Origin of the sequence: Streptomyces sp. NPDC046931 (assembly GCF_040644655.1) — a bacterium.
GTDB lineage: Bacteria > Actinomycetota > Actinomycetes > Streptomycetales > Streptomycetaceae > Streptomyces.
In genome coordinates this window covers 335120-351697 of the sequence record NZ_JBEYWX010000004.1, presented here as the reverse complement: position 1 = coordinate 351697, position 16578 = coordinate 335120, and the positions used below count along the sequence as shown (strand labels likewise).

General features: G+C 72.3%; 14 protein-coding genes. 9 read left to right on the top strand and 5 right to left on the bottom strand.

Annotated elements, in window-relative coordinates; all coding sequences use genetic code 11:
* Positions 1 to 58: 58 nt before the first annotated feature.
* The 4 genes from ABZ876_RS11320 to ABZ876_RS11305 all read left to right on the top strand — a co-directional run bounded on the left by ABZ876_RS11320 (position 59) and on the right by ABZ876_RS11305 (position 3824).
* Positions 59 to 1219 (top strand): acyl-CoA dehydrogenase family protein, encoded by a 1161-nt coding sequence (locus tag ABZ876_RS11320; RefSeq protein ID WP_361777851.1) that lies wholly within the window; start codon positions 59 to 61, stop codon positions 1217 to 1219.
* Between the two features lie 32 nt (positions 1220 to 1251).
* Entirely contained in the window at positions 1252 to 1989 is a 738-nt protein-coding gene (locus ABZ876_RS11315) for an enoyl-CoA hydratase family protein (RefSeq protein WP_361777848.1), read from the top strand.
* Positions 1977 to 2576 carry a TetR/AcrR family transcriptional regulator gene (locus tag ABZ876_RS11310; RefSeq protein ID WP_361777845.1) on the top strand — a complete coding sequence of 200 codons (600 nt, stop codon included), beginning with the start codon at positions 1977 to 1979 and terminating at the stop codon, positions 2574 to 2576. Before ABZ876_RS11315 ends, ABZ876_RS11310 begins: the two co-directional genes overlap by 13 nt.
* A 231-nt stretch (positions 2577 to 2807) precedes the next feature.
* Positions 2808 to 3824 carry a 2-oxoglutarate and iron-dependent oxygenase domain-containing protein gene (locus tag ABZ876_RS11305; RefSeq protein ID WP_361777842.1) on the top strand — a complete coding sequence of 339 codons (1017 nt, stop codon included), beginning with the start codon at positions 2808 to 2810 and terminating at the stop codon, positions 3822 to 3824.
* Positions 3825 to 3884: 60 nt separating this feature from the next.
* On the opposite strand, the gene ABZ876_RS11300 is transcribed toward ABZ876_RS11305, so the two are convergent.
* A complete protein-coding gene (locus tag ABZ876_RS11300) occupies positions 3885 to 4985 on the bottom strand; it encodes a citrate synthase 2 (protein WP_361777839.1) in 1101 nt (366 codons plus the stop codon).
* A 554-nt stretch (positions 4986 to 5539) separates the two neighbouring features.
* On the opposite strand from ABZ876_RS11300, the gene pdxH reads away from it, so the two are divergent.
* Together pdxH and ABZ876_RS11290 are read left to right on the top strand one after the other, a co-directional pair.
* Complete coding sequence (gene pdxH / locus ABZ876_RS11295; protein WP_361778144.1) at positions 5540 to 6178, top strand: pyridoxamine 5'-phosphate oxidase; 639 nt, start codon at positions 5540 to 5542, stop codon at positions 6176 to 6178.
* 477 nt (positions 6179 to 6655) lie between these two features.
* Positions 6656 to 8041, top strand: coding sequence for a PAS domain-containing protein (locus tag ABZ876_RS11290; RefSeq protein ID WP_361777837.1), 1386 nt, complete (start codon positions 6656 to 6658; stop codon positions 8039 to 8041).
* Positions 8042 to 8062: 21 nt separating this feature from the next.
* On the opposite strand, the gene ABZ876_RS11285 is transcribed toward ABZ876_RS11290, so the two are convergent.
* Positions 8063 to 8881 carry an SIS domain-containing protein gene (locus ABZ876_RS11285; protein WP_361777834.1) on the bottom strand — a complete coding sequence of 273 codons (819 nt, stop codon included), beginning with the start codon at positions 8879 to 8881 and terminating at the stop codon, positions 8063 to 8065.
* 307 nt (positions 8882 to 9188) lie between these two features.
* Between ABZ876_RS11285 and ABZ876_RS11280 the strand changes: the two genes are divergently transcribed.
* Both ABZ876_RS11280 and ABZ876_RS11275 read left to right on the top strand, forming a co-directional pair.
* Entirely contained in the window at positions 9189 to 9881 is a 693-nt protein-coding gene (locus tag ABZ876_RS11280; RefSeq protein WP_361777831.1) for a metal-dependent transcriptional regulator, read from the top strand.
* Between the two features lie 668 nt (positions 9882 to 10549).
* Positions 10550 to 11413 (top strand): alpha/beta hydrolase, encoded by an 864-nt coding sequence (locus tag ABZ876_RS11275; protein ID WP_361777828.1) that lies wholly within the window; start codon positions 10550 to 10552, stop codon positions 11411 to 11413.
* Positions 11414 to 11469: 56 nt separating this feature from the next.
* On the opposite strand, the gene ABZ876_RS11270 is transcribed toward ABZ876_RS11275, so the two are convergent.
* The 3 genes from ABZ876_RS11270 to ABZ876_RS11260 all read right to left on the bottom strand — a co-directional run bounded on the left by ABZ876_RS11270 (position 11470) and on the right by ABZ876_RS11260 (position 14648).
* Positions 11470 to 13062: a transporter gene (locus ABZ876_RS11270; RefSeq protein ID WP_361777825.1), complete on the bottom strand. Its 1593-nt coding sequence runs from the start codon at positions 13060 to 13062 to the stop codon at positions 11470 to 11472.
* Positions 13059 to 13850, bottom strand: a complete 792-nt coding sequence (locus ABZ876_RS11265; protein ID WP_361777822.1) for an ABC transporter ATP-binding protein — start codon at positions 13848 to 13850, stop codon at positions 13059 to 13061. The genes ABZ876_RS11270 and ABZ876_RS11265 overlap by 4 nt, the downstream gene beginning before the upstream one ends.
* Before the next feature lie 144 nt (positions 13851 to 13994).
* Complete coding sequence (locus tag ABZ876_RS11260; protein ID WP_361777819.1) at positions 13995 to 14648, bottom strand: bifunctional DNA primase/polymerase; 654 nt, start codon at positions 14646 to 14648, stop codon at positions 13995 to 13997.
* Between the two features lie 381 nt (positions 14649 to 15029).
* On the opposite strand from ABZ876_RS11260, the gene ABZ876_RS11255 reads away from it, so the two are divergent.
* The gene (locus tag ABZ876_RS11255) at positions 15030 to 16415 is read left to right on the top strand and encodes a transcriptional regulator (RefSeq protein WP_361777816.1); all 1386 of its coding nucleotides are present in this window, start codon (positions 15030 to 15032) and stop codon (positions 16413 to 16415) included.
* Positions 16416 to 16578 lie beyond the last annotated feature (163 nt).

Genomic DNA, 16578 nt, shown 5'->3' with positions numbered 1-16578 from the left:
CGGCCACCGCCGCGTGAGCGCGAGCAACCACACGACAAGCCGCACCCGGAGGAATCGCATGACCACCCTCATCGAGTCCGAAGAGCACAGGGCACTGCGAACCGCGGTAGCCGCCCTCGGCAAGCGCTACGGCCGTGAATACCTCACCCGCACCGTCGCCGAAGGCAAGCCCCTCACCGAACTCTGGTCCGATGCCGGAAAGCTCGGCTACCTCGGCGTCAACCTGCCCGAGGAGTACGGCGGCGGAGGCGGCGGCATCACGGAACTCTCCATCGTCCTCGAAGAACTCGGCGCCGCAGGCTCGCCTCTCCTCATGCTCGTCGTCTCCCCGGCCATCTGCGGCACAGTGATCTCCCGCTTCGGTACCGAGGCGCAGAAACACGCCTGGCTCCCCGGACTCGCCGACGGCACCCGGCTCATGGCCTTCGGCATCACCGAACCCGACGCCGGCTCCAACAGCCACCGCATCACCACCACGGCCCGGCGCGACGGCGCTGACTGGCTGCTCACCGGCCGCAAGGTCTTCATCTCCGGTGTGGACATGGCCGACGCGGTGCTGATCGTCGGCCGCACCGAGGACGCCCGTACCGGACGGCTCAAGCCCTGCCTGTTCATCGTCCCGACGGACGCCGAGGGCTTCCGGAAGCGGCCGATCGACATGGAACTCAACGCGGCCGAGAAGCAGTTCGAGCTGGTCCTGGACGACGTACGACTGCCCGCCGACGCGCTCGTCGGCGACGAGGACGCCGGGCTGCTCCAGCTGTTCGCCGGACTCAACCCCGAGCGCATCATGACGGCGGCCTTCGCCATCGGGATGGGCCGGTACGCGCTCGGCAGAGCAGTCGAGTACGCGCGCGACCGCACCGTCTGGAAGCAGCCCATCGGCGCCCACCAGGCGATCGCCCATCCCCTCGCGCAGGCGCACATCGACCTCGAACTGGCCCGGCTGATGATGCAGAAGGCCGCCTTCCTGTACGACTCCGGGGACGACATCGCCGCCGGGGAGGCCGCCAACATGGCCAAGTACGCCGCCGGCGAGGCCTGTGTGCGGGCCGTCGACCAGGCCGTGCACACCCTCGGCGGCAACGGCCTCACCCGCGAGTACGGGCTCGCCTCGCTCGTCACGGCCGCGCGCGTGGCCCGCATCGCGCCCGTGAGCCGGGAGATGGTGCTCAACTACGTCTCCCACCAGAGCCTCGGCCTTCCGAAGTCGTACTAGAAAGACCGTCCGCCGGCACCCGGGGAGCAGCCGTGACCGAACTCGTCCATGCCACGCACCACCGTGGCATCACCACCCTCACCCTCGACTCGCCCGGCAACCGCAACGCCCTCTCGGCCGCGCTGGCCGGGGACCTGACGGACGCGCTCATCCGCTGCGGTGAGGACGACGACGTACGCGCCGTGGTCCTCACCCACACCGGCACCACCTTCTGTGCGGGCGCCGATCTGCGCGACCCCCCGCACCCCGACGCGATGGTCGGGCTGCTGCGGCGGATCGTCGAGCTGCGCACACCCGTCGTCGCCCGGGTCACCGGGCACGTACGGGCGGGCGGCCTCGGCCTGCTCGGCGCCTGCGACATCGCGGCCGCCTCCACCGGCGCCACCTTCGCCTTCACCGAGGTCCGCATCGGGGTGGCCCCCGCCGTGATCTCCCTGCCCCTGCTGCCCCGCACTAACCCCCGTGCCCTCGCCCGCCACTACCTCACCGGTGAGCGCTTCGACGCCGCCGAGGCCGTGCGCACCGGACTGCTCACGGTCTCGGGCACCGATGTCGACGAGGTCCTCGCCCCCGTGCTCGACGGACTGCGCCGGGCCTCGCCCCAGGGCCTGGCCGAGACCAAGCGGCTGCTCACGGCTACTGTGCTGGAGACCTTCGACCGGGACGCGGCCGATCTGACCGCGCTCTCGGCCCGGCTGTTCGCCTCCCCGCAGGCCCGCGAGGGGATGACGGCCTTCCTCGAGAGACGGGATCCCGTATGGGTGGTGTGAGCACGGCCGAACGCGTTCCGAAGCAGGACCGCAGCAGGGTCACCAGGCAACGGCTGCTCGAAGCCGCGGTGGCGTGCCTCGCCGAACACGGCTGGGCGGGCTCCACGGTCTCCGCCGTCGCCGAACGCGCGGGCGTCTCCCGCGGCGCCGCCCAGCACCACTTCCCGACCCGCGAGGACCTGTTCACGGCGGCCGTGGAGTACGTGGCCGAGGAGCGCTCCACGGCGCTGAGGGCGCTGTTCCCGGGGGGTGCCGCCGACCGCCGTGCGGTGGTCGCGGCCCTCGTCGACCTCTACACCGGGCCGCTGTTCCGCGCCGCTCTGCATCTGTGGGTCGCCGCCTCCGACGAGGAACAGCTGCGCCCGCGTGTGACGGAACTGGAGGCCCGCGTCGGCCGTGAGACGCACCGGATCGCGGTCGATCTGCTGGGCGCCGACGAGTCCCGGCCCGGCGTGCGGGAGACGGTGCAGGGGCTGATGGACATGGCCCGCGGGCTGGGCCTCGCGAACCTTCTCACGGACGACGCCGCCCGCCGGGAACGGGTGGTCGCGCAGTGGGGGGCCCTGCTGGAGGAGGCACTGGGCTGAGCCGGCGGGTGTGACCGAAGAGGCACCGGGAGCGTGGCCGGGGAGCGTTACCCTTGGCCCATGCTTCCGATGCTCGTTCGACGCCGACACGTGGACTACGTGCGCGTCACGAGCATGGGCTGTCGGCTTTCCGCCTGACCCAGCCCCCTCTTCGCCCTTCCGTGGCACCCAGGGGCTCCGCCCCACCCCCGGCGGCCGCCCCGTGCCCCCGTACACCCTGCGGACGCACCCATGACGAACCCGTCGTACGACCAACTCCCGATCATCGATCTCTCCGCCGCCGACCGCGGCCCCGAGGACCGGGCGCTGTTCCACGCGCAGCTCCACAGCGCCGCCCACGACGTGGGCTTCTTCCAGCTCGTCGGGCACGGTGTCAGCCGGGCCGAGACCGAGGCCCTGCTCGGCGCCATGTGGGCCTTCTTCGCCCTGCCCGAAGCGGACCGTCTAGCCCTGGACAACGCGAACTCGCCCCACTTCCGGGGCTACACGCGCATCGGCGACGAACGCACCGCCGGCGCCCGCGACTGGCGCGACCAGCTCGACATAGGCGCGGAACGGCCCGTCCGTGCCCCCGGCCCCGGTGAGGCCCCCTACTGGTGGCTCCAGGGGCCCAACCAGTGGCCCGCGGCCCTCCCCGAGCTGCGCACCGCCGCGCTCGCCTGGATCGACCGGCTCAGCGGGGTCGCCGAGCGGCTGCTGCACGAGCTGCTCGCCGCGATCGGCGCGGCCCCCGACTTCTACGACCCGGTCTTCGGCGACCGCGCCCACCCCCACCTCAAGCTGGTCCGCTATCCGGGCAGCGCGGACGACGGCGCCGACCAGGGCGTCGGCGCCCACAAGGACTACGGCTTCCTGACGCTGCTGCTCCAGGACCGGGTCGGCGGGCTCCAGGTGCAGCGCGAGGACGGGCGGTTCCACGACGTGCCGCCGCTGGACGGGGCGTTCGTGGTGAACCTGGGCGAACTGCTGGAGGTGGCCACCAACGGCTGTCTGCTGGCCACCAACCACCGGGTCGTCAGCCCGCTCGGCGCCACCGAGCGGTTCTCCGTGCCGTTCTTCTTCAACCCGCGCCTGGACGCCCGTATCGAGCCGCTGGCCTTCCCGGGCGCCTCCACCGCACCCGGCATCACCGCCGACCCGGCCAACCCGCTGTTCGCCGAGTACGGCTACAACGAGCTCAAGGGCAAGCTCCGGGCCCACCCCCGTACCGCCGAACGCCACCACGCGGCCCTGCTCACCCCGGCGTGACCCCGGCCGCCGGGGGGCGCCGGCGGCCGGGGAGGTGATTCCCGCAGGCCTTGAGCGGCCTCAGCGGGTCATGTCCGCATAGCCCTCGATCTCCTGAGGGCTGCGGGGGCCGGGGCCCACATAGCGGGCCGACGGGCGCACCAGGCGGCCCGTGCGCTTCTGCTCCAGGATGTGCGCCGACCAGCCGGCCGTCCGGGCGCAGGTGAACATCGATGTGAACATGTGCGCGGGGACCTCGGCGAAGTCCAGGATGATCGCCGCCCAGAACTCCACGTTCGTGGCGAGGACCCGGTCGGGGCGGCGGTTGTGCAGCTCCTCCAGGGCCGCCTTCTCCAGCGCCTCCGCGATCTCGAAGCGGGGAGCGCCCAGCTCCCGGGCCGTGCGGCGCAGCACCCGTGCCCGCGGGTCCTCGGCGCGGTACACGCGGTGCCCGAAGCCCATAAGCCGCTCGCCCCGGTCCAGGGCGTGCCTCACATACGCCTCCGCGTCACCGGTCCGCTCGATCTCCTCGATCATGCCGAGCACACGGGAGGGCGCGCCGCCGTGCAGCGGTCCGGACATGGCGCCCACGGCGCCGGACAGCGCGGCCGCCACGTCCGCGCCCGTGGACGCGATCACCCGGGCCGTGAACGTCGAGGCGTTCATGCCGTGCTCGGCGGCCGACGTCCAGTAGGCGTCGACGGCCGCGACGTGCTTGGGGTCCGGCTCGCCCCGCCAGCGGATCATGAAGCGCTCGACGATGGAGTGCGCCTTGTCGATCTCGCGCTGCGGCACCATCGGCAGCCCCTGGCCACGGGCCGACTGGGCGACGTACGACAGCGCCATGACGGCCGCGCGGGCGAGGTCCTCGCGGGCCTGCTCCACGTCGATGTCGAGGAGCGGTTTCAGGCCCCACACGGGGGCGAGCATGGCGAGCGCCGACTGCACGTCCACCCGGATGTCACCGGAGTGCACCGGGATCGGGAACGGCTCGGCGGGCGGCAGTCCGGGGTTGAAGGCCCCGTCGACCAGCAGTCCCCAGACATTGCCGAACGAGACGTGGCCGACCAGATCCTCGATGTCGACGCCCCGGTACCGCAGGGCACCGCCCTCCTTGTCCGGTTCGGCGATCTCCGTCTCGAACGCGACGACTCCTTCGAGCCCGGGTACGAAGTCGGACATCAGGCGGCTCCTCGTGATGTGTGCGGCGGATGTGGTCAATGGGATTCCCGTCGGCCCCGGTCCACGGCCCGGTGGGACGGACTCGGGCGGTGGACGTCGGCTGCGGGAAGGGGAGTGCCCGTCCCGGTTCCACGGTCCTTCACGGTCGTTCTCGAAGACTCGCGGTCCAAAACGGTCACTCCGGTGATGCCCCGATCGGTCGGCGGTCACCCCATCCGAACGGCATCAGCACGATATCCCCGGGTGTCACCTTTGGGGAGAGCAAGCGGCACTCGGTGCCACGCGGTGGTGAACCGCACCCCTCTCGGGAGCCGCGGACAATGCGGCAAGATGACGGCGTGACCGACCGCCGCCCGGACGAACCGGCATCCGAACCCGCAGCCGAAGCCGGATCCACATACCCCGCCCGGTCCTCCGTCCCCTCCGCCGAGGACCTCTCCGCCGCCGAGGCCGCCGCGGCCGCGGCCTCGGCCGCCGCGGAACCCGTCCTCGAACCCATCGTCGAACGCGCGGCCGAAGGCCCCGCCGAGGAACTCACCCACAACCCGGCCGAGATGCGGGCGCACTACCGCGCCGAGGGGCTCGACGAGACCTCGCTCGCCGCCCACCCCATGGACCAGTTCGCCCTCTGGTTCAAGCAGGCCGCGCAGGCCGCCGTGGCCGGGATGATCTACGAGCCGAACGCGATGGTGGTCTGCACCGCGGACGCGGACGGCCGTCCCAGCTCGCGCACGGTCCTTCTGAAGCAGTACGACGACCAGGGCTTCGTCTTCTACACCAACTACGACTCGCGCAAGGCCCAGGACCTCGCGGCCAACGCCCGGATCTCGCTGCTCTTCCCCTGGCACCCCATGGCCCGCCAGGTCATCGTCACCGGCACCGCGTACCGCACCGGCCGCGACGAGACCGCCGCCTACTTCCGCACCCGCCCGCACGGCTCCCAGCTCGGCGCCTGGGCCAGCACGCAGTCCTCGGTCATCCGCACCCGGGCCGAGCTCGACGCCGCCTACGAGGAGCTGAGTGCCCGCTACCCGGAGGACTCCCAGGTCCCCCTCCCGCCGCACTGGGGCGGCTTCCGCGTCGTTCCGGAGACCGTCGAGTTCTGGCAGGGCCGCGCGAACCGCCTCCACGACCGACTCCGCTATGTCGCGGAACCCGACGGGACCTGGCGGGTGGAGCGGCTCAGCCCCTGAATCCGCCGTCGAACCGCCGTCGAACGCAGACGACCCGCGAGCTCTGGTCCCCCCGCCTGGCGGCGGAGAAGCCGGCCGGACGTACCGGCGAGCTCGCGGGTCGGGTGACTGCGTTGGATTAGGCCGGCTGCACGTAACGCGTACGCGCTGGTCCGGCACCGCAACGGGTGTGGTGACGGGCGCTAGCCCGCAGCCACCTCCGACGTCCGGTGTGCGTACATGCTCCGAACCACCTCCTTTCTTCGGTGCTCCCCACCTTAAGAACCGGTTCGCCACCGATCAACAGCTTTTTCCGGAGACCGGCGGCGCTGTTTGGCGCGGTCCCCGGCACGCCGGGAGCGAGGCCGGTGCCGGTGCAACGATTTCGTAGAATCTTTCCGGAAGCGCATGTGGGCTGGGTCACGTTCGAGTTGAATGAGAAGGAGTGAGGGGACGAGCGCCGTACGTACGGACGCAGCAGCCTGCAGGGGGTTCCAGGTGAGTGCTTCCCGGCGTAGGGGGACCACGGACGAGCTGGGGCCGGGCGAGCCCGAGCGGGACGGTTCCGATCTTCTGGCCGCGCTCCTCGACGGGATGGACGCGGCGTTGTGCGCCCTGGACGCCGAGGGCGTCGTGACCCACTGGAACCGCGAGGCCGAGCGGATTCTCGGCTGGGCCGCCGCCGAGGCCGTGGGGCGGCACGGATTCGCCGGCTGGGCCGTGCGCAGCGCCGACGCCGCCGAGGTCGAGGCGTGGCTGATGTCCGCGATGCAGGCCCCCGGGCGCCAGGTGCACGAGTTCGCGCTGCTCACCAAGGACGGCGGGCGGGTGCTGGTGCGCACCCAGTCCGCGGCCGTGCGGGGACCCGACGGGAAGCCCGCCGGGGTCTACTGCGCCTTCAGCGAGGTCCATGCGCAGATCGACCTGGAGCGCTCCATCGCGCTCAGCGAGGCCCTGTTCGAGGACGCGAGCTGGGGCGTGGTGCTGGTCGACGCCGACCTGCGGCCCGCCGTCGTCAACGCCCACGCCGCCCGGGCGCTCGGCATCGGCCGCACGGCCGTGCTCGGACGTCCGCTCGGGGAGCTGCTGGCGCAGGGGGTCGAGGAGCTGGAGAGCGCGCTGACGCATGTGCTCGCCGAGGGCGCGCCGCCCGCACCGGCCGAGATGTGGGTGAGCCTGCGCACGGCGGAGGGCGAGAAGCGGCGGTGCTGGCGCAGCGGATTCGTACGGCTGGCCACCCCGCTCGCGGAGGAACCGGTCCCGCTGGGTGTGGGATGGCTGTTCCAGGACGTCACCGAGGCCAAACAGAGCGAGCAGGAGGCGGCGCTGCTGCGCTTCCGCGCCAACCAGCTGCACCGCGCCGCGCGGGCGGCCGCCGAGTGCGAGGACCCGGCGGAGGCGGCCACCGTCCATCTGGACTTCGCGCTCGCCGGATTCGCCGATCACGCCGTGCTCGACCGGGTGGCGGGCGGTCCGGTGGCGGACGGGGAGGGCCCGGTGCGCCTGGTGCGGGCCGCCGAGACACCGGCCGGCGCACCCGGCCCCAGCCTGCTCGCCGGAAAGGCCGGGCTGCCCGTCCGGTACGGCGAGGGACACCCGGCCCTCCAGTGCGTGGAGCGCGCCGGATGCGTGCGGGCCGGCGCGGGCTCGGTGGACCCGGAGCGGGCACGGGAGTGGGCGCTCGCCCGGCAGTGGCCCCCGGACGCGGTCCACGCGCTGTGCGCGGTGCTCCGCAGCCGGGGCCGGACACTGGGGGTGGTCACGTTTCTGCGGGGCGCCGGACGCAGCCGGTTCGAACGCGCCGACGCGGTCTACGGGGAGGACGTGGCGGTACGGATCGCCGCCGCCCTGGACCTGGCCGACCTGGCGCGGGACGCGCGGTAGCCGGCGCGGGGGCGCGGCCGGCTATTGCTGCCGGTAGAAGATCCGGTCGCCGTACTCCCGCAGCACCCGCCTGTTCCAATCGTGGCCGCCGTCGACGTTCCCCGACCTGAGCAGCGGCGGCTCGATGCCGCGGTCGGCGAGGTCGGCAGCGGCCGTTGCCATGACCGCCTGGAGCAGGGCCGTGGTGACGACGGTGGAGGCGGGGGCGAAGGGCGCGGGGATGGTGTCGAGGGTCAGCTCGGCGTCACCCACCGCGATCTTCGAGTCGAGCACGAGGTCGCAGTGGTCCTTGAGGTACGTGCCGGAGGCGTGCCGCGACTTCGTCTCCGAGGCGTACGCCACCGAGGTCACCCCGATGACCTTGACGCCGAGGGCGCGGGCGTTCACGGCCATCTCCACCGGGAGCGCATTGCGTCCGGACAGGGAGATGATCAACAGCAGGTCGCCCGACCGCAGCGGGCTGGAGTCGAGCACCGCGCTGGCCAGGCCGTCGACCCGCTCCAGCGCGGAGCCCAGGGTGGCCGGCATGACGTCGACGCCCACGACACCGGGGACCGCGAGCAGGTTCATCAGGGCGAGGCCGCCCGCACGGTAGACGAGGTCCTGCGCGGCCAGCGAGGAGTGCCCCGCGCCGAAGGCGAACAGGCGGCCGCCCGAGGCGACGGTGTCCGCGATCAGGGCGCCCGCCGCCGCGACCGGCTCCGCCTCCTCCTCCCGAACCCGCCGCAGCAGCCCGATCGCCGCGTCGAAGAACCGCTCGGCCGGCGTGCTCGCCTGCCGCGGCTCCCCGCCCGGCCGCTCCCCGCCCCGTGGCTCCCCGCCACTCGGCCTCTCGCTCATCGGCGGCGTCCCCTTCGTAGTCTCGGTGTCTCGATCCCGGCGGACGGCGCCCACACGGCACACCGACCACGCACCGGCGCCCGTGACGGCCCGTGTCGCGGATCACGTTGCGGTCTGGACCAGTGGGATGTCAACACGGCACCCGCGCGTTCGGACGCGCTCCCATACCCGCCGCCGGGACCCCCGTAACCCCCTGGTTGCTTCGCCGCGCCCCGGTTGTCAGTGGGATGCGTCAGAATTGAATCCAGGGCCAGCGCACGCGCCGGTGAGCCGTGGAGCCTCCGGCAGATCTCATCGAGGGGCACGTATGTCCGGACTGATCGACACCACGGAGATGTATCTCCGCACCATCCTCGAGCTCGAGGAGGAAGGCGTGGTCCCCATGCGCGCCCGCATCGCCGAGCGGCTGGACCAGAGTGGTCCGACGGTCAGCCAGACGGTGGCGCGGATGGAGCGTGACGGTCTGGTGGCGGTCGCGCCGGACCGCCACCTTCAGCTCACGGACGAGGGCCGTCGCCTCGCCACCCGCGTGATGCGCAAGCACCGCCTCGCCGAGTGCCTGCTGGTCGACGTGATCGGGCTGGAGTGGGAGCAGGTGCACGCCGAGGCGTGTCGCTGGGAGCACGTGATGAGCGAGGCGGTGGAGCGCCGTGTCCTGGAGCTGCTGCGCCACCCCACCGAGTCGCCCTACGGCAACCCGATCCCGGGCCTGGAGGAGCTGGGCGAGAAGGACGGCGCGGACCCGTTCCTGGACGAGGGCATGGTCTCGCTGGCCGAGCTCGACCCGGGCACGGACGGCAAGACCGTCGTCGTGCGGCGCATCGGCGAGCCCATCCAGACGGATGCGCAGCTGATGTACACGCTGCGGCGGGCGGGCGTGCAGCCCGGCTCGGTGGTCAGCGTGACGGAGTCCGCGGGCGGCGTCCTGGTCGGCAGCGGCGGGGAGGCCGCCGAGCTGGCGTCGGACATCGCGTCCCATGTGTTCGTGGCCAAGCGCTGAGCGGTTCCACATCGAGAGCCGTACGCTCCGGCGGCCCTCAATCGCCCCCGACGCACGCGGCGTTCATCCCGAGCCCGTCAACTCCCGTGATTCCAGGGGCGGTTGTGGCGGTCTTGCGTTACCGCCGGAACCAAGATTCAGTGTGCGGAATCGCAGCGCTTCGGCCGTTCGCGTGCGAGGCTGTCGCATAAGGCATATGACCTGAGGGCTCTTGGCCGGTGGATGACGGCGATGTCGCCTGGTCAGGAAGGGAGCGGGCGGATGTGCCACGGGCATGGGGTGAGCCCCGGCGCCCTTGGGCGCCGGGGCCTGTCCTCCCCTGTTCTGACCCGGAGCCCCGAGCTCTCAGGGTCATCCCCCTCGGACCGGTTTTCCCCGAGCGGTCCGCCTCCCGCAGAAGATCTCCCCGCGCAGACGGCGGCCAATCATCGAGGGGGGTCACTCGAAGGAGGGGTGTTGCCCTCCGGAACCGCATTTTCGAATAGTCATTCGATAGCGTGGGGGTGACGGTCTCATCGGACCGTGCGCTGTACCAATCGGCGCATTGTGCGTCAGAAACAGCGGAAACAGCAGGAGCAGCAGGGCGACAGCGGCAGCAGGACGAGCGCGTGGACCGACCGCGCGAAGCGGGGCGAGCGGTCCGAGCGGAGCAGGGGGGTGCCTGGAGGATGGTGCGGCGCATCGACGTGACGGGAGCGGACGGCGTACGCCTCGCCGCATGGGAGTTCGCCGACCCTCCCAAGACCGGGGAGAACGAGCGTGTGCCCGGAGTGCTGTTACTGCACGGGCTCATGGGGCGGGCCTCGCACTGGGCCTCCACCGCCCGCTGGCTGTCCGAGCGCCGTCGCGCCGTCGCGCTCGACCAGCGCGGTCACGGCCGGAGCGGCAAACCGCCCGAGGGTGACTACACCCGCGAGGACTACGTCGACGACGCCGAGGCCGCCGTCGAACAGCTCGGCCTCGCCCCCGCCGTCCTCATCGGCCACGCCATGGGCGCCCTGACCGCCTGGCAGCTCGCCGCCAAGCGCCCCGATCTGGTCCGCGGCCTGGTCATCTGCGATATGCGGGCCTCCGCGCTCGGCGCCGCCTCGCAGCGCGAGTGGGAGGGCTGGTTCAAGTCCTGGCCCCTGCCCTTCGCCACCCTCGCCGACGTCCGCAAGTGGTTCGGTGAGGACGACCCCTGGGTGGAGCGCCCCAATCCGGCCCGCGGCGCGTTCTACGCCGAGGTGATGGCCGAGTCCGCGGACGGCTGGCGGCCCGTCTTCGAACCCGAGCAGATGCTCAAGTCGCGCCAGACGTGGGTGTACGACGCGCACTGGGAGGAACTGGCACAGGTCCAGTGCCCGGCCCTGGTCGTCCGCGGCCTGGACGGCGAACTGGGCCGGGCGGAGGCCCAGGAGATGGTGCGCGTCCTGCCGCACGGCCGGTACGCGGAGGTGCCCGATGCCGGCCACCTCGTCCACTACGACCAGCCGGATGCATGGCGCGCCGCGATCGAACCGTTCCTGGACGGCCTGCTCACCCCGTCCTGACCGGCCGCCCGGCGATCGCACCTGCCGGCCCACCGACGACGGCCGCCGGACGTTCCCTAGCCCTTGCTGACCGCCGCCAGGATCTCCGGCAGCCGTTTCGCCGTACGGGGAGCCGCGAGGCGTAGGCCGAGGAGGAGGAGCAGCGCCCCGTACGCGGCGCCGGCGGGCAGCAGCAGCCAGCTCCAGCGGTCCCCGCCCGCCGTGACGTTCAGCCAGATCGTGGCCGCGATCACGGGCGAGGAGAGCAGGGCGGCCGAGACCATGCCGCCGAGGATGGAGATCCAGGCGAGCCCGGCCTGCCCGGGGGCCACGTTCTTGTAGCCCTCCTGCGGGATCGAGTACGGGAAGCGGGCCGAGGACCAGGCGCCGGTGGCCAGCATGGCGCCGAGCAGGGCGAAGGACAGCCCGAGCACCTCGGGCAGCTTGGGCCAGTCGTCGAGCAGCGCGGTGGTGACGACGGTGACGAGAGTGGCGTACGGCAGTGTGATCAGCAGCAGGGCCAGCGCACGGCCGCGCAGTTCGGCGTAGGCGTCACGGGGCGAGGAGATCGCCATCGCGACCATCCAGAAGGCGGAGGTGTCCTGGCCGAACTGGTTGTACATCTGGATGCCGAGCATCCCCGCCGCGAAGCAGGCGAAGTAGAGGGAGCCGGTGCCCTGGAGGGCGTTGAAGACCGGCACGATCAGCCCGATCGCGAGCGAGGTCACCCACGCCGCCTTGGTCTTGGGGTCGCGCCACACGTAGCGCAGACTGCGCTCCATCACCGTGCCGGTGCGGCCCTGGGGCAGCAGCCGGGAGGGCCCCGCCGAGCCGCGTTCCCGGGGGCCCGGTTCGGCGGCCTGGAGCGTGGACTCGTCCGGCGCGGTCATCAACTTCGTCAGACTGCGCGACCACAGGGCTCCCAGCCCCGCCACGGCGGCGGCGCTCAGCGCGAGCTGGGCGAGCCCGGTGCCGTAGGAGCCCTTGCCCACCGAGTCCACCGCGCCGATCGCGGAGGCGGGCGGGATCCAGCGCAGCACGTTCCCGACCGGGTCCAGCTGTCCCAGTCCGGCCGTTCCCAGCCGCTGGGCGCCGAAGTTCACGAGCTGGGTGCCGACCGCGATGACAAGCCCGCTCAGGACGGCCAGATCGCGGCCCTTGCGGCTGGTCAGCAGCCGGACGTTGGCGGCGGCGACGGCCCGCGCGAGCGCCACGCACACCAGCAGCGCGAGAACCACGGCGGCGACGGCGGTCGCGTAGGCGGCCGCCCCGTGCGCCACGGCCAGCACCGAACCGGCGAGCAGACACAGCGTGAACAGGGGCCCGATGCCGACCAGGGAGGCCGCCAGCAGGGCCCGTATGAGCGGCTGCGGGCGCAGCGGCAGCATCACCAGGCGGGTCGGGTCCAGCGTCTCGTCCCCGCTGGGGAAGAACAGCGGCATGACGGCCCAGCCCAGCGCCAGGATCTCGGCCAGCAGCACGGCGATGGTGGTGGCGTGCGCGCTGCCGCGCAGGGCGATCAGACCGATCAGCTGGAGGGCGGCGAACAGGATCACGACGACGACGGACGTGAGATACACGGCCCGCCGCCCGGCGGACTGCCGCAGCCCGTTGCGCAGCAGGGACAGCTTGAGGCGTACGACGGTGGCGGTGAGACCGGTGGTGCTCATCGGGCGCCGCCGCCGAGCCAGTCGAGGTCGGTGCCGGCGCTGTGGGCGCGCGCACCGACGAGCTCGAGGAACGCCTGCTGGAGCGTGGGCGCGCCGCCGCGCACCTCGGCGAGCGGGCCGTGCGCGCGGATGCGCCCGGCGGCCATGACCGCGACCCAGTCGCACAGCGACTCGACCAGCTCCATGACATGGGAGGAGAAGACGACGGTGGCACCCGAGGAGGTGTACCGCTCCAGGACGCCGCGGATGGTCTGCGCGGAGACGGGGTCCACGCCTTCGAACGGCTCGTCCAGGAAGAGGACTTCCGGGTTGTGGAGGAGGGCGGCGGCCAGCCCGATCTTCTTGCGCATGCCGGTCGAGTAGTCGACGACGAGTTTGTGCTGGGCCCCGGCCAGGTCGAGGACGTCGAGGAGCTGGGTGGCCCGCTTGTCCACCTCGGCGCCGGGCAGTCCGCGCAGCCTGCCCGTGTACGCGAGCAGTTCGCGCCCGGAGAGGCGTTCGAAGAGACGCAGCCCCTCGGGCAGTACGCCGATACGGGCCTTGACCGCGACCGGGTCCCGCCACACGTCGTGCCCGGCGATCTCGACGGTTCCCTGGTCGGGCCGCAGCAGCCCGGTGACCATGGACAGGGTGGTGGTCTTTCCGGCGCCGTTCGGCCCGACGAGCCCGATGAACCGTCCGGCGGGCAACTCCAGATCGATGCCCGCGACGGCGACCTGCTCCCCGTACCTCTTCCAGAGCCCCTGCACCCGTACGGCGGCCATACCCGCCCCAGCTCCCTCGCTCATAGGAGCACCTTAGGGGGAGGCGTGCCCCGGCAGGGGCGCGGGACCGTGACCGTCATACGGCTCCGCAGCGCGGGGGCGAGCGATCGCAAAGGGGGCCGGCAGCCGCCGGGGAACCCGCATCCCGCGGACCGGGCCGGATACCGCCTACCGGTCCCTGCCGCACGCGTACGCCAACGGAGAGATCAACTCCTCCGCGTCCGGCAGCCACCGGTTCGCCGGCGTCGGCCGGCAGGCCCACTGCACGGCCCCCCGAGATCCATACCGTGTGGGCGGCACTGTCACGTACCCGCCCTCGCCGAGGGTGACCAGGTCGAGGGAGGACGGCGACCAGCCCAGGTTCCGCACCAGGTCGGTGACCTTCGCCGAAGCGCCGGGGAGGACGAAGAACTGCATACGCCGGTCCGGCGTCAGCGTCACCGGCCCGAGGGTCAGCTCCATCCGCTCCATGCGTGCGAGGGCGAGGAAGCCGGCCGTCTCCGGGACGTCGACGGCGTCGAAGGTGCGTCCGGTGGGCAGCAGGATGGACGCCCTGGGCTGCTTGGACCACAGACGGCGTGCGACCGTCGCACTGCCGGTCGCCTGCGTCGTCCAGTCGTCGCGTGCCGGATGGGCGCCGGGCGTGGGGCACGTGGGCTGACCACAGGAGCAGCGGTGCATCCCGTCCACGGCTTCCAGCCACGTCCCCGGAAACACCTCCCAGTGGCGTTCCTCGATGTAACGAACCGCGGCTTCCAGGAGGGAGTCGCCGCGCTGCTTCGGGATGTGGGCAGCTTCAGGGCCCGCGATGGTCTCTTCCACGATGAACTCAACTCCAGCCGTCACCGGGGGTTACGGCCGCTTACCGCGAGCCATCTCCCGTTCCGGAAACGGTTTTTGGGCATGTCCTTTTTGTCCTACATGCGCCGGGGAGGAGCATCGTTTTCGCGGGCGGGGCGCATGGATGCACGGGTGGGGGCGCGCAAGAGGAACGGCAGCGGGGGTGGGGTAACCAGGTGAGGGGTTCGGCAACAGTCGTTACCCCGGCAATCCTCGCATGTCTCGCATCAGAGGCATGTCCGCTGGGCATCGATCTTCAAGGCCGGATCTTTTCGGTGCACACGAAGGTGCTCCGGCGGTCCGGCCGCTGAAGACACGTCAACTCGGTGCGTGAGCAGGCACCGCAGCCACAGGGGGTACGCCATGGCCGCAAGGCCACTCGTCGCGCGACAGCCGAACGAACGGCTGCAAGCACTCATTCAGGAAGCGGGCTGCTCGAACGCGGGGCTGGCCCGCCGGGTCAACATGTGCGGTGCGGAACACGGCCTCGATCTGCGTTACGACAAGACGTCGGTGGCCCGTTGGCTGCGAGGACAGCAGCCGAGGGGCCGGGCCCCGGCGATCATCGCCGAGGCGCTCGGCCGCAAGCTCGGCCGCACGGTCACGATCGACGAGATCGGCATGGCCAACGGCAAGAACCTCGCGTCCGGCGTGGGCCTGCAGTTCTCGCCGACGGTGCTCGGCGCCATCGAGCAGGTCTGCGAGCTGTGGCGCAGCGACGTCGGCCGCCGGGACTTCCTGTCCGGCTCGTCGGTGGCCGCGTCCGCTCTGGTCGAGCCGAGCCGGGACTGGCTGATCTCCGCGCCGGACGCGCAGGTCGCCCGGTCGGCCGGGCCGCGGGTGGGCCCGTCGGACGTGGCCGCGGTGCGCGCGACCACCCAGGCGCTGGTGGAGCTGGACCACCAGTACGGCAGCGGGCATGTGCGCCCGGTCGTCGTGCACTACCTCAACAGTGTCGTCTCGGGACTGCTGGCCGGCTCCTACCGGGAGGCCGTGGGGCGTGAGCTGTTCGCCGCGGTCGCGCGGTTGACCGAGCTCGCCGGGTACATGGCCGTCGACACCGGGCAGCCCGGTCTCGCCCAGCGGTACTACATCCAGGCGCTGCGGCTCGCCCAGGCGGCGGGGGACCGGGGCTACGGCGGCTATGTGCTCGCGGCCTCCATGAGCCACCTCGCCGCGCAGCTCGGAAACCCACGCGAGATCGCACAGTTGGCGCGCGCGGCCCAGGAGGGGGCGCGCGGGCGGGTCACACCGCGCGCGGAGGCGATGTTCCATGCGGCCGAGGCGCGGGGGCATGCGCTGATGGGAGATGTGCGTGCCACGCAGCTCGCGGCGGGGCGCGCGGTCACGGCGCTGGAGGCGGTCAATGCGGCCTCCGGGGACGATCCGGCGTGGATCGCCCACTTCGACCATGCGTATCTGGCGGACGAACTGGCCCACTGCCACCGGGATCTGGGGCAGGCCGAGGCGGCCGTGCGGCGCGCGGAGGAATCCCTCGAGGGGCACCCCGAGTCCCGGGCCAGGCGCCGGGCGATCGGCTATGTGCTGCTCGCCACCGCCCAGGTGCAGCAGCGGGAGGTGGAACAGGCCTGCCACACCGGCCTGAAGGCGGTGGAACTGCTCGCCTCCCTGCGCTCCAACCGTGGCGCAGAGTATCTGGAGGACTTGCAGCAGCGGCTGGAGCCGTACCGGGAGGAGGCGGTGGTACGGGAGTTCGGGGCCCGAATGGAACTGGCCGCGGCGGCGTAGGCCGGGCGGGGTCGCGCAGTCGGGCTGTGCTTGCGGCTTGGCTTGGGGCGCGGTGGCGGGGCGTGTTCCGGGGCCCGGCCATCCTGGCGGGCTGAGGCTGAGGCTGAGGCTGAGGGGCGGGGTCCGTTCCCGGGGTCGGGCTGTCGGCGCGAGGCCCGGGCTG